The sequence below is a fragment of the Arthrobacter sp. 2YAF22_2 genome, from assembly GCF_052114645.1.
Classification (GTDB): Bacteria; Actinomycetota; Actinomycetes; order Actinomycetales; family Micrococcaceae; genus Arthrobacter.
In genome coordinates, this window is sequence record NZ_JBFRFD010000035.1 from 1 (window position 1) to 12,813 (window position 12,813).

The window sequence follows — 12,813 nt, forward strand, 5'->3', positions numbered from 1 at the left end:
GCCGCCGGCCTCACCGGATGCGGCACCGGTACGTCCGCCCCGGCGGCCGGCTCAACCTCCGCCGCTGCCGGCACGTCGGAGGGCCCTGCGCTCTCGGGAACCATCACGGTCTTCGCGGCGGCTTCCTTGAAGTCCACCTTCACCAGGCTTGCCGCTGAGTTCGAGGCCGGTCATCCGGGAACCAAGGTTGCACTCAGCTTCGCCGGTTCCTCGGACCTCGTCACCCAACTCACCCAGGGCGCACCGGCCGACGTGTTTGCCTCCGCCGACACCAAGAACATGACCAAGCTCTCCGACGCTTCCCTGGTGGAAGGATCCCCCGCGGACTTCGCCACCAACGTGCTGACGATCGCCGTGCCCCCGGCCAACCCGGCGTCGGTCAGCTCCTTTGCGGACCTCGCCAAGCCCGGCGTGAAGGTCGTCGTCTGCGCGAGCCAGGTCCCGTGCGGGGCAGCCGCGGCGACAATCGAGAAGGAAACCCGCACCACCCTGAAGCCCGTGAGCGAGGAATCGTCGGTGACCGACGTTCTGGGCAAGGTCACGTCCGGAGAGGCCGACGCCGGGCTGGTCTACGTCACGGACGTCAAAGCGGCCGGCGGCAAGGTAAAGGAAGTGCCGTTCCCCGAGGCGGCCAGGGCCGTGAACCGGTATCCCATCGCCGCCGTGCGGACCAGCAAAAACAAAGAGCTGGCGGCGGCGTTCATTGCGGCGGTGACGGGACCTGGGGGCCAGAAGGTCTTGGCCGATGCCGGCTTCGGCGCCCGCTAGGACACGGGTGAACCACCGAAGGGCCGGCGCCTACAGCGGGATTCCGCGCTGGGTGCTGGCCATCGCCGCGGCCGGGAGCCTGTTTGTCCTGCTTCCGCTCGCGGCCATGGTAGCCCGGGTCGACTGGCCGGACTTCATCCCCTTGGTCACCTCGGAGGCCTCACTCACGGCACTGGGGCTGAGTCTGCGGACGGCGGCGGCGAGCACTGTGCTCTGCGTCCTGCTCGGCGTTCCGCTAGCCCTGGTGCTGGCCCGGGGCGACTTTCCAGGCCAGCGGCTCCTGCGCTCCTTCGTGCTGCTGCCGCTGGTGCTACCCCCGGTGGTGGGCGGCATCGCGCTGCTCTACACCTTCGGCCGGCAAGGCCTGCTGGGCCGCAGCCTCGAAGTCGCCGGCATCCAGATCGCGTTCTCGACGACGGCGGTGGTGCTCGCCCAGACCTTCGTCGCGCTGCCGTTCCTGGTGGTGAGCCTCGAGGGCGCCCTGCGCTCCGCCGGGAGCCGCTACGAGGCCGTGGCCGCAACCCTTGGCGCCCGTCCCACCACGGTCCTGCGCCGCGTCACGGTACCGCTGGTGCTGCCGGGCCTCGCCTCCGGGGCCGTGCTCTCCTTCGCCCGCAGCCTCGGCGAATTCGGTGCCACCCTCACCTTCGCCGGCAGTCTCCAGGGGGTCACCCGCACCCTGCCGCTGGAGATCTACCTGCAGCGCGAGACCGACGCCGACGCCGCCGTCGCTCTGTCGCTGCTGCTCGTCGCGGTGGCGGTCGTCGTCGTCGGACTCAGCTTTCGGGGGCCGGCGCCTGGCGGTGGCCCGGCGGGCAGCCGCCCCGGGGCCGGCAGCCGCGCAGGCAGCGGTGCCCGCAGCGCGGCGCTCACCGGAGGGCAGGGATCATGACGTTCACGCTGGAAGCCGGGGTCGCTGCGCGGGGCGTGGAGGTTTCACTGAGCCTGGGCGCCACCGAGACCCTGGCGGTGCTCGGACCGAACGGCGCGGGGAAATCCACCCTGCTCGCCGTCGTCGCCGGCCTGCTCCGGCCCGATGCGGGTCGGGCGGAAGTAGACGGCCGGATCCTCTTCGAGCTGGGGCAGGGGCGGGGCGTCTGGACCGCCCCGCACCGCCGCGGGACCGCCCTGCTGGCCCAGGAGCCGCTCCTGTTCCCGCACCTGACCGTCCTGGAAAATGTTGCCTTTGGTCCGCGTAGTGCGGGGGTTGCCAAGGCGCAAGCGAGGGCGACGGCTAGGCACTGGCTGGCGGAGGTCGACGCATCAGAGTTGACCGGACGGCGCCCCGGGGAACTCTCCGGCGGCCAGGCCCAGCGGGTGGCGGTGGCCCGGGCGCTGGCGGCGGACCCGGAATTGCTGCTGCTGGACGAGCCGATGGCCGCCCTGGACGTCCACGCGGCGCCGCTGCTCCGGCGGCTGCTCAAGCGGGTCCTGGCTGGCCGCCGCGCGATTATCGTCACCCACGATGTCCTGGACGCCTACATGCTCGCCGACCGAGTGATCGTGATGGAGAGCGGCAGGATCACGGAAGAAGGCCCCACCCGGAAGGTGCTCCAGCGGCCCCGGAGCCGGTTTGCCGCCGGGCTGGCAGGGTTGAATCTTGTGGCCGGCACCGTCACCACGGCCGGGCTGCGGACGGCGGCGGGCCAGGAATTCGCCGGCCGGCACGAGGACCCGCCGATGCCCGGCCAGAACGGCGTGGCAGCGTTCCCGCCGTCGGCCGTCTCTGTCTTCCTTAGCGAGGCGCACGGCAGTCCGCGCAACACATTCCCGGTGACTGTCACCGATCTGGAACCGCACGGCGACCAGATCCGGGTGAGGGCGGGGGAGCTGTCCGCGGATGTCACGCCCGCCGCGTCGGCGGACCTCGGCCTCGCGCCGGGGGTGAAGGTGTATTTCGTGRTCAAAGCGGCCGCCGTGTCGGTCTACCCGGCGTAGGGGTGCGGCGGTGGACTCGGGGACGGTGGTGGCGGCGGCCGCAGGGAGGGTGGCGGCGGTAACGGCGCCGGCCCGGTAAGCGCGGGTCGGGTCCCGGCCCTAGGGTGGAGGGTGAGACCCGCCCGCAACCAGGAGGAATCACGTGCTCGACAGCTCAGCCCTTGCCCATGGACGGACCGCGCTGGTGGTGGGGGCCAGCGGCATCGCCGGCTCCGCACTGGTCGCCCTACTGGCCGAGTCGGGATGGGATGTTTTGGGCCTGTCCCGCGGCGGGGTTGAACGGCCCGGCGCGCGTCCGATCAGCGCCGATCTCAGTTCGCCGGAGAGCCTCGCAGCGGCGCTCGCAGGCGAGAGCCCGACGCATGTGTTTTTCACCGCGTGGTCGCGCCAGGACACGGAACGGGAGAACATCGAGGTCAACGCCGCGTTGCTGCGGAACTTGCTCAACGCGTTACGGGACAGGCCGGTGAAACACGTTGCGCTGATGACCGGGCTGAAACATTACCTTGGCCCGTTCGAGGCCTACGCCGCGGGCGAAATGCCGGACACGCCTTTCCACGAGGAGGAACCCCGGCTGCCGGTTGCCAACTTCTATTACGCCCAAGAGGACGAATTGTGGGCAGCGGCGGAGCGCCAGGGGTTCAGCTGGTCGGTGCACCGCGCCCACACCGTGATCGGCCACGCGGTGGGCAACGCCATGAACATGGGGCTCACCCTCGCGGTGCAGGCGTCGATCTGCAAGGAACTGAACCGGCCCTTCATCTTCCCCGGCTCGGAGACGCAGTGGAACAAACTCACGGACATGACCGACAGCGGACTGCTGGCCGAACACATGCTCTGGGCAGCCACGGCGGACGGCGCAGGCAGCCAGGCGTACAACATCGTCAACGGCGACGTCTTCCGCTGGCGCTGGATGTGGCCGCGTCTCGCCGCTTACTTTGGAGTTGAACCGATCGGTTTCGCGGACGAACCCAGGCCGCTGGAGGAGCAAATGCGGGGCATGGAAGGGGTGTGGCCGAACATGGCCGAACGGCACGGACTCGCCGAGCCGGACCTGGGGCGGGTCTCCTCGTGGTGGCACACCGACGGCGACTTGGGACGGAACATCGAGGTGCTGGCCGACGTGAGCAAGAGCCGGCTCGCGGGCTTCACCGGGTACCGCCGGACGCTGGATTCCTTCATCGGGTTGTTTGACCGGCTGAGGGCGGACCGGCTGATCCCGTGACCGGCGGCGGTCAGTGATTCCGGGCTGCCTCCGCCGGGCAGGCTACCGGGGCTGGGTGCTACGGGTCTTGTTCCGCACCGGGTGCTGGCTGACGATCGAGACGCGGTTGAAGGCGTTCATGGTGATCGCGAGCCAGCTGACCGCGGCGAACTCGGTGTCGGTAAGGTGCTTGCGCGCCTGGCGGCCTTCGTGCTCGCGGGCCGATGCATCCGAAATGTTCGTGATCACCTCAGCCAGGGCCAGGGCTGCCCGTTCCTTCTCGGTGAACAGATCCGTGTCACGCCAGGCCGGCAGCACCGACAGCCGCTGGGCTGATTCGCCGCCCTTTACGGCATCGCCCACGTGCAGATCCAGGCAGAAAGCGCAGCCGTTGATCTGCGAGATGCGCACGTTCAGCAGTTCAATCAGCGTCTGATCCAGCCCCGCCTCGGTCGCGGCTTCCTTGGCTTTCAGGCCCAAACCGTTGAGCGCGCGCCACGCCGCGGGGTGCTCTTTGTCCAGGAAAACGCTGCGGGTGCCGTGCTCTGGGGCCGAAGTCTCATTCATGCGTCCCAGATTACCGAGGTCCGGCGACATCCGCGGACTCGAAATATGACAAATCTGTCAAATATGTGACAGTCTTGTTTTGCAGCGATACTTCGATCCGGCGGCCGGTTCCTTGGGGGACCCGACCGCCGGATCGCGTCTTTATCGTGGACATGCCCATTTTTGGCGCGCTCACCCCGGACATGTCCAGTGTTGCCCGGCCGCCCGTCGGGACATGCCCAGTCCAGGGTGCCGGTGTTGGACATGTGGGGACTATGTCCGTTGGTCGCGGGCAGAGGAGCGCAGGTCCATTTCTCTGCGCCGGACACCTCTGGCGCCGCCGCACCAGCTGATGGACATATTCGGACTTGTCCGGCGGCTGAGGTCGCGGGAGCGCATGCCCACTTTTCGGCCCGGAACAGACCAAGGTGCATGCGCAGTCCTACGTGTCGGGAATGGGCATATGGGGGCTATGTCCGGTTCCTGGACACAGGGGAGAGCATGTCCACCGCGGCGCGGGGCCAAGGAGGAGCATCTGCCTTGGGCGGAGCGAAGGGGGAGCATGTCCATTGGGCGGCACGAGGGAGGTGCATGTCCTTGGGCTGGCGGCGCACCCCGCGCCCCGCCACGACACCCACGACCCTGACCCCCCACACCCACCGGCCCTAGACAGCAGTTTCGCCGTGGGCAAACATGGAACTAAAGGGGCCCGCATCCAAAGTTGAGCGGTCTAGACTCAACCCTGACGACAGTTTTACCCCAGAAGGAGCTCTCTTTGGACACCAAGTTCACCACCAAGAGCCAGGAGGCTCTTTCGGCTGCAGCCATGAACGCCTCGACGGCAGGCAATCCGCAGCTGGAGCCGGCCCACCTGCTCAAGGCACTGATGGACCAGCGCGAGGGGGTCGCCGTCGCACTTCTGCGCGCCACCGGCAGCGACCCGGATGCCGTCAGCGTCCAGGCGAGTTCCGCGATCAAGGCGTTGCCGTCCAGCTCGGGCAGCTCGGTGCAGCAGGCCCAGCTTTCGCGCACGGCCATGCAGGCCATCAAGAACGCGCAGAACGAGGCAGAGCGCCTTGGAGACTCCTTTGTCTCCACCGAACATCTGCTGCTGGGCCTCGCGTCCGGAAACGACGAGGTCGGCCGGCTGATGCGCGAGGCGGGCGCCTCGCACGAGGCCCTGCTCGCCGCCCTGCCCGGGGTCCGCGGTGACCGCAAGGTGGACAACGCCGACCCAGAAAACACTTTCCAGTCGCTGGAGAAGTACGGCACCGACCTGACCGCGATTGCCCGCTCCGGCAAGCTGGACCCGGTGATCGGCCGCGACGCCGAGATCCGCCGCATCATCCAGGTCCTGAGCCGTCGCACCAAGAACAACCCCGTGATCATCGGGGAACCTGGCGTCGGCAAGACCGCCGTCGTCGAAGGGCTGGCCCAGCGGATCGTCGCCGGCGACGTGCCAGAGAGCCTCCGCGGCAAGACCCTGATCGCCTTGGACTTGGCCTCGATGGTGGCCGGCGCCAAGTACCGCGGCGAGTTCGAGGAGCGGCTCAAAGCGGTGCTGGAGGAGATCAAGAGTTCCGAGGGCCAGATCGTCACCTTCATCGACGAGCTCCACACCGTGGTGGGCGCCGGTGCGTCCGGGGACAGCTCGATGGACGCCGGTAACATGCTCAAGCCCATGCTGGCCCGCGGCGAGCTCCGGCTGATCGGTGCCACCACGCTGGATGAGTACCGCGAAAACATCGAAAAGGACCCGGCTCTGGAACGCCGGTTCCAGCAGGTCTACGTCGGCGAGCCGAGCGTGGACGACACCATCGGCATCCTGCGTGGACTCAAGGAACGCTACGAGGCGCACCACAAGGTCTCCATCTCCGACTCCGCCCTGGTGGCCGCCGCGACCTTGTCCAACCGGTATATTTCCGGCCGGCAGCTTCCGGACAAGGCGATCGACCTCGTGGACGAGGCCGCGTCCCGGCTGCGGATGGAAATCGACTCCGCCCCGGAGGAAATCGACCAGTTGCGCCGTCAGGTGGACCGGCTGACCATGGAGGAACTGGCCCTGACCGGCGAGACCGACGCCGCTTCGGTGGAACGCCTCGCTGCCCTGCGTGCGGACATGGCGGACAAGAAGGAGGAGCTCGCGGCCCTGAATGCCCGCTGGGAGGCGGAGAAGGCCGGCCTGAACCGGGTCGGTGATCTGAGGGCCAAGCTTGACGAACTCCGCTCCACGGCGGACAAGGCCCAGCGCGAGGGCGACCTCGAGGCGGCCTCCAGGATACTGTACGGCGAAATTCCGGCCCTGGAGCGTGAACTCAAGGCCGCGGCCGAAGCCGAGGAATCGGTGCCGGATAAGTCCGGGCAGATGGTCGCCGACCAGGTCACCGCGGACGACATTGCCGAGGTCATCTCGGCGTGGACCGGCATCCCGGCGGGTCGCATGCTGCAGGGCGAAAGCCAGAAGCTGCTGGACATGGAGCACGTCCTGGGCGAGCGGCTGATCGGCCAAACCAAGGCCGTCACCGCTGTGTCCGACGCCGTACGCCGCGCCCGCGCCGGGATCAGCGACCCCAACCGGCCCACCGGCTCCTTCCTGTTTCTGGGTCCCACCGGCGTCGGCAAGACCGAGCTGGCCAAGTCCCTCGCCGACTTCCTCTTCGACGACGAGCGTGCCATGGTCCGGATCGACATGTCCGAGTACTCGGAGAAGCACTCGGTGGCACGGCTCGTCGGTGCCCCTCCCGGCTACGTGGGCTACGAGGAGGGCGGCCAGCTGACCGAGGCGGTCCGCCGTCGTCCGTACTCCGTTCTATTGCTGGACGAGGTGGAGAAAGCCCACCCCGAAGTCTTCGACATTCTCCTGCAGGTGCTCGACGACGGCCGCCTCACCGACGGCCAGGGCCGCACCGTGGACTTCCGGAACGTGATCCTGGTGCTGACCTCCAACCTCGGCAGCCAGTTCCTCGTGGACCCGGGCCTCGATGCCGCCGCCAAGCGGTCCGCAGTCATGGCCACGGTGCATGCCTCGTTCAAGCCCGAATTCCTGAACCGGCTCGACGAGGTGGTGATCTTCGACCCGCTGACCGTCGAGGAACTCGCCGAGATCGTGGAGCTGCAGGTGAAGGAACTGGGCGAACGTCTCAAGGGCCGCCGGCTTAGCCTCGAAGTCACGGAGGGCGCCCGCGCCTGGCTGGCCGTCACCGGCTACGATCCGGCCTACGGCGCCCGGCCGCTGCGCCGCCTGGTGCAGCGGGAAATCGGCGACCGGCTGGCCAAGGCCATCCTGGCCGGCGACATTGCCGACGGCGACACGGTCCTGGTGGACACGGCTCCTGACCTGATGGAGCTCACAATGGGCGGATCGGACGCGTCCGCGCGGCCGGACGGCGGAGCCTCCACCGGCAGCGGCCTCTCGGTCCGCCGCAAGGAGTAGCCGCGAGGCATATCCGACGCAGGCGCTGAAGGGCTGTCCGCCGCATTATGCCGGCTGGCAGCCCTTGGTGCGTCCGTGCTCGCCGGTCAGCTATCGCGCGGCGGCGCCTGCCTTGCTGCGCTTGCGGAAGGTTCCGGCGATGGAGAGTTTGCCGGAGTAGTGGATGGATCCGTAGCGGAACAGGTGCGCCGCGAGCCGCAGGACGAGGAAGCCGGTGATGAACAGTTCCGCGATGATCACCGCGGATTCGACCGGGCTGAGGGTGCCGAAGGCGTTGCGGAGCAGGGCGGTGATCGGGGCGGAGAGGGGGAAGTAGGTGAAAATCTGCACGATGGGCGCGCGGGGGTCGGAGATGATCAGGCTGATGGCATAGAACGGCACGAAGATCAGCCCCATGAGCGGCCCGAAGATCGTGCCGGCTTCCTTGGTGCTGGGCATGACGGCGCCGATGGCAACGAGGACGCCGGTGAAGACGGTGAAGCCGCCCAACAGCAGCAGGGCGCCCACGATCATGGTTCCGGGTTCGAAGCTGATGGTGGACAGGTCCAGGTCCGGGATGGCGAGTTTGTCACGGAAGAAGATGAAACCGGCGACGATCGGTGCGAGGAAGACGAGGATCTGGACGAGGCCGACCATGAACAGTGCGGCGACCTTGCCGAGGATCAGGGTGGTGGGGTTCAGGGTGGTGAGGATCATCTCGGTGACCCGGTTTTCTTTCTCCTCCAGGGTGCTGCTGAGCATCTGGTTGGAGAGCAGAATGATCGAGACGTAGAAGATCACCAGGAACATCAGAGGCGGCACGGCGGAGCCGAACCCGCCGGTAAGTTGACCGTCCTTGTAGGTCTGGGTCTCGGTTTTGACGTCGCCGCTGGCCGCGGCTGTTAGCTGCGGCGAGCCGACCTTGGCCTGGGCCGAGGCAGTGAGGAGTTGCTTGGCGACGGCGTCGTACTTGTTGTTTTCGAAAATTCCCTTGTCGGCGCCGAAGGCCTTGACTGACTGCTTGGCGGGTTCGGCGGGGTACACGAAGTAGGCGTCGCTCAGGCCCTTTTTCACGTCCTGCAGGGCCTGCCCGGGATCCGAGGCCTTCTTCCCGCCCATGGCCTGTGCGATCTCCGGGACGATGAGCCCGGAGTCGTCGGTGTAGGTGAAGGACATGGAGGCTGTCTTTTGGGCGTCGGCGCTGGCTGTGGACGAGGAATTGCTCAGGTACACGAGCGCGAAGACGATCGCGATCACGACCGGGATCGCCAGGGTGGCGATCCAGAAGCCTCGCTTCTTCAGGGTGCGGATGAATTCGAACTCCACGACGGTGCCCAGGTTATGCCGGGCGAACGGTCGTTTCGGGACGGCGACCGGGGTGGCCTGGGCTGCGGGGGCGCGCTGCGGTTCCGGGGTGTGCTGTGTCATCGGGTTCAAACCCCCGCCAGTTCGTGGTGTTCGCCGTAGACCTTGATAAAGACTTCCTCCAGGGAGGTCCTCGCGGTGGTGAAAGACCGCACGGCGACACCGCCGTCGATCAGGTGCCGCAGGACCGTTGCCTCGTCCCCGCCGGGGCGCGGCGAGAGCTCGGCCCTGCCGCCGTCGTCGGTGACTACGTCATACAGCGGGGAGGAGGGCAGCGCTCCGCTGTAGGTGAGCCGGTACAGGGTGCCGCCGAATTGTTCCTGGACTTCGGCGACGGTCCCGTAGGCGCGGGCGGTGCCGTCCTTGAGCAGGATGACCCGGTCACAAAGGCGTTCCACTTCTTCCATCTGGTGCGTGACCATGATGACCGTCGCGCCGGCGAGCTTTTGTTCCTCGATGATGTCCATGAGGAGTCGTCGATTCACCGGGTCGAAGCCCTTGGTGGGTTCGTCCAGGATCAGCAGCTCGGGGTCGTTCATGATGGTCACGCCAAGCTGCACTTTTTGCTGCTGGCCCCCGGAGAGCTTGTCCAGGCGGGTCGTGGCTTTGTCGCCGAGGTCGACGCGCTCCAGGTAGTCCCGCGACCAGGCCTTCGCGTGGCCCTTGCTGAGGCCCTTGAGCCTGCCGAAGTAGACCATCACGTCCAGCACGGATTCTTTTTTGTAGAGGCCGCGTTCCTCGGGCAGGTATCCGAGGCGGGCGCCGTCGCTGGGAGCGAAGGATTTGCCGCCGATGTGCAGGGTTCCGGCGGTGGGCTGGTAGATTCCCAGCAGCGCCCGGAGCGTGGTGGTCTTGCCGCAGCCGTTGCTGCCGAGGAACCCGAAGGTTTCCCCGGCACGGACATCGAAGGAGAGGTCCTTGATGACGGTTCTGTCCCCGAAGTCCATCCGGAAGTCTTGTATGTGCACAAGCGGCTCCGCGRCCGCGCCCCCCAACCTCATGGCACCAGCCTAACCGCAGGCACGTGTTCCGGGTCTCAACGACAAGACGTGTGCGCGGCGGACGAGTTGGGCGAGCATGGGCGCGTCAGCCGGTCTGACATTTGCCGGGGCCGCGGCACGCCCTACAGCTGGGGGAGCAGGGACTCCTTGATGACGTTGCCGCCGTCCGCGACGAAGTAGCAGTCCACTCTCCGGTCGCCGGTGACCCAGCTGGAATTGCTCGGGTAGGCCAGCTTGTAGCTGAACGCGTAGTCCCCGGACTTATCGGTCAGCGCCGCGGCCTTGCAAGCGTCCAGTGCCTTCTGCTTCAGCGGATCGCGGCCCGGGTAGGCGTCGGAGGCGGCGTACGACTCGACGGCCACCAGTTGCGCCGAGTGCCCGGTGTCGCAGGCCACCACGGTGGAAGTGGGGGCATTCGCGTCGAAATCCTTGAAGCAGTCGCCGAGCCGGAAATCCATTGGGCTGACGCCTTCCAGCGGCAGCGGGCCGCGGGCGGTGGCCGAAGGGGAGGCTCCGGTGGCGGGAGCGGGTGAGGTCCCGGCCGACGGTTGCTGCGGGGCTGTCCCGAGCGATGTCAGCCCCCAGATCAGCAGGCCCAGCACCACGACGGCGGCCACTCCCACCTTTGCCAGGCCCAGCCGTTGGGCGCCGGTCCACAAGGTGCGGCCAAACTCCCGGCTGCGCGGTCCCAGCCGTGATGTCCGGAGCCGTGCCGCCTGGGCGGAAACCAGCTTGCCGAACTGGGATGCCCCCGAGGAGCCCTTGCGGTTCGGGGTCTTGGCGGTAGCCCGCGCGTCGGGCATCGCGGGCGAGCCCTGCGTGGCCCGAGGCGTCGCCCGGGTGCGGGATCTTGCGGCAGCGCGGCGGGAGGACGGCGCGCCGGGCTCTGCTTCGGCGGCGCCTGGAACAGCGCCGGGCCCCGCCTCGGGAGTGCCGGGAGCGGCGAGTGGCTCCGCTTCGGGAGTGCCGGGAACAAACGGCAGTGCCGACGTCGGCGGCGCGGACGGCCGGGGCGGGACGCGGATGGAGGCGGGCACACCAGCCGTCGGAGCCGGAACCTGACTCTCGGCGGATCCATCGGCGCGGGGARCGTAAGGCGTGCCGGAATCGCGGCGCCTGGCGTTCTCGTCGCTTACAGGCTCTTCGGTCACTCGGGAATTCACCCCTTCCGTGCAATTTGCCGGGGCCGGATGCCCGGCCCGGGGCCCCGTTTCCGGGCGCCCATCAAGAGACTCTATCGAAGAACCCCGTCGGGCCGCATGCCGAGGGCTGCCGAGCCGGGTGTGCCGGCCGCGTGCAGTGGGACGAGCGACACTGTCCACAGCGGCGGTATCGGCGAGCAGTCCCGGCCGAAAGCATGTAATCTAGGTGTACGACAAATTGACCAAWCATTCCGGGGCCTCACCGATAGCCAAGGTGACCACCTCCGGTCCAAGTACAAAAGGGGGTCACGCCATGGGGCGCGGCCGTCAAAAGGCAAAAGCTACCAAGCAGGCTCGGGACATCAAGTACTACTCCCCGAACACTGACTATTCGGCCCTTCAGCGCGAGCTCACGGGCCCGGGAAGTCGTGCCACGAGCCACTTCGCTGATGAACCGGTCGAACCGGATTATTCGGCTTATGTGGATAAGTACGCGGACGATGTGGAAGAAGACGACGACGAGGTTGACACCCGTCGCATAGGTTAGTCGACACTCCTCCGGCGCTCCTTTCCAGGAAGGGAGCCGGTCATCTATTTTCAGGCCCGTCGGGCGCACCCTGTTTAGGGCGTGCCCGGCGGGCTTTTCTGCGTTTCGCCACCGCCGCATCCCCGCCCCCGGCGGCCCATCCCTGCGCCGAGTCCTTTCGCGCACTTGGTCTTGCCGCCTCACTCCGCCGCGTCGACGGTTCCGTGCCCACTCGACGTGTACTGGCGTCGTTCCGGCAGGGAACCGTCGGATCGGCGGGGCGGGGAGCCGCATTGCCATCGCCGATGCGCCCGGAGTAGGTTGATGGTTCCGGCAGCATCCGCCCCGGRCAGTCGTGCAGCCGCAACCTCTTGGAAGGAACCAACGTGCCCATTCGTTCCGGTTTCGCTGAGGGCGAGGTCTGCTGGGCTGACCTGCAGAGCCCGGATGTGGCGGCAGCCAAGGACTTCTACGCCGCGCTCTTCGGCTGGCGGTACGAGGACCAGCCCACCCCCGATGGTCGCAGCTTTTCCAAGGCGTTCCTGGGCCAGGAACTCGTCACCGTCATCGCGCCGCAGAATCCGCAGCAGCAACAGGCGGGGTCGCCGGGCCAATGGAACGTCTACTTCGCCGTTGACGACGCCGCAAATCTCGCCGCCGAGGTGTCGCACGCCGGAGGAGTGCTGGAGTTCGGGCCCGAGGCCGTCGCGGACACCGGCGTGATGGTCTTCTTCGCCCCGCCCGGCGGAGGGACCACCGGGGCCTGGGAGGCGGGGACCCACTTCGGTGCGGCCCGCACCGAGGAGCCGGGAGCTTTGGCCTGGGTCGAGCTGCTCACGCCCGAACCGCAGGCCGCCGTGGGCTGCTTCCAGCAGCTGTTCGGCCACGAGGTGACCGAATACCCGCAGGAC

The 12,813-nt window shown here is 67.8% G+C and carries 11 protein-coding genes; 7 read left to right on the top strand and 4 right to left on the bottom strand.

Annotated features, from left to right (window positions below; translation table 11 throughout):
- The 4 genes from modA to AB4Y86_RS02920 all read left to right on the top strand — a co-directional run.
- A partial coding sequence (modA, locus tag AB4Y86_RS02905) for a molybdate ABC transporter substrate-binding protein (protein WP_441399932.1) occupies positions 1–768 on the top strand: 768 nt, incomplete at its 5' end.
- A complete protein-coding gene (locus AB4Y86_RS02910) occupies positions 746–1,660 on the top strand; it encodes an ABC transporter permease (protein WP_441399933.1) in 915 nt (304 codons plus the stop codon). The genes modA and AB4Y86_RS02910, both read left to right, overlap by 23 nt.
- Positions 1,657–2,706, top strand: a complete 1,050-nt coding sequence (locus AB4Y86_RS02915) for a sulfate/molybdate ABC transporter ATP-binding protein (RefSeq protein WP_441399934.1) — start codon at positions 1,657–1,659, stop codon at positions 2,704–2,706. The genes AB4Y86_RS02910 and AB4Y86_RS02915 overlap by 4 nt, the downstream gene beginning before the upstream one ends.
- Before the next feature lie 142 nt (positions 2,707–2,848).
- A complete protein-coding gene (locus AB4Y86_RS02920) occupies positions 2,849–3,931 on the top strand; it encodes an SDR family oxidoreductase (RefSeq protein ID WP_441399935.1) in 1,083 nt (360 codons plus the stop codon).
- Between the two features lie 42 nt (positions 3,932–3,973).
- Here the strand turns inward: AB4Y86_RS02920 and AB4Y86_RS02925 are convergent, their stop codons facing one another.
- Positions 3,974–4,477 (bottom strand): carboxymuconolactone decarboxylase family protein, encoded by a 504-nt coding sequence (locus tag AB4Y86_RS02925; protein WP_441399941.1) that lies wholly within the window; start codon positions 4,475–4,477, stop codon positions 3,974–3,976.
- Positions 4,478–5,231: 754 nt separating this feature from the next.
- Here AB4Y86_RS02925 and clpB point away from each other — a divergent pair.
- On the top strand, positions 5,232–7,889 hold the full coding sequence (gene clpB / locus AB4Y86_RS02930; RefSeq protein ID WP_441399936.1) for an ATP-dependent chaperone ClpB: 2,658 nt from the start codon (positions 5,232–5,234) through the stop codon (positions 7,887–7,889).
- A gap of 90 nt (positions 7,890–7,979) precedes the next feature.
- Here the strand turns inward: clpB and AB4Y86_RS02935 are convergent, their stop codons facing one another.
- The 3 genes from AB4Y86_RS02935 to AB4Y86_RS02945 form a co-directional block, all read right to left on the bottom strand.
- On the bottom strand, positions 7,980–9,296 hold the full coding sequence (locus tag AB4Y86_RS02935; RefSeq protein WP_441399937.1) for an ABC transporter permease: 1,317 nt from the start codon (positions 9,294–9,296) through the stop codon (positions 7,980–7,982).
- Between the two features lie 5 nt (positions 9,297–9,301).
- Positions 9,302–10,180 (bottom strand): ABC transporter ATP-binding protein, encoded by an 879-nt coding sequence (locus AB4Y86_RS02940; RefSeq protein ID WP_441399938.1) that lies wholly within the window; start codon positions 10,178–10,180, stop codon positions 9,302–9,304.
- 176 nt (positions 10,181–10,356) lie between these two features.
- A complete protein-coding gene (locus AB4Y86_RS02945) occupies positions 10,357–11,385 on the bottom strand; it encodes a septum formation family protein (protein WP_441399939.1) in 1,029 nt (342 codons plus the stop codon).
- A 304-nt stretch (positions 11,386–11,689) separates the two neighbouring features.
- On the opposite strand from AB4Y86_RS02945, the gene AB4Y86_RS02950 reads away from it, so the two are divergent.
- Both AB4Y86_RS02950 and AB4Y86_RS02955 read left to right on the top strand, forming a co-directional pair.
- Positions 11,690–11,923, top strand: coding sequence for a DUF3073 domain-containing protein (locus AB4Y86_RS02950; protein ID WP_441399942.1), 234 nt, complete (start codon positions 11,690–11,692; stop codon positions 11,921–11,923).
- Positions 11,924–12,288: 365 nt separating this feature from the next.
- Positions 12,289–12,813 (top strand): VOC family protein (locus AB4Y86_RS02955; RefSeq protein WP_441399940.1); only part of this gene is annotated, 525 nt, incomplete at its 3' end.

Coding starts and splice junctions, on each gene's coding strand:
- AB4Y86_RS02910 (WP_441399933.1), top strand. CDS start 746: ATGCCGGCTTCGGCGCCCGCTAGGACACGGGTGAACCACCGAAGGGCC.
- AB4Y86_RS02925 (WP_441399941.1), bottom strand. CDS start 4,477: ATGAATGAGACTTCGGCCCCAGAGCACGGCACCCGCAGCGTTTTCCTG.
- AB4Y86_RS02935 (WP_441399937.1), bottom strand. CDS start 9,296: ATGACACAGCACACCCCGGAACCGCAGCGCGCCCCCGCAGCCCAGGCC.
- AB4Y86_RS02940 (WP_441399938.1), bottom strand. CDS start 10,180: ATGGACTTCGGGGACAGAACCGTCATCAAGGACCTCTCCTTCGATGTC.
- AB4Y86_RS02950 (WP_441399942.1), top strand. CDS start 11,690: ATGGGGCGCGGCCGTCAAAAGGCAAAAGCTACCAAGCAGGCTCGGGAC.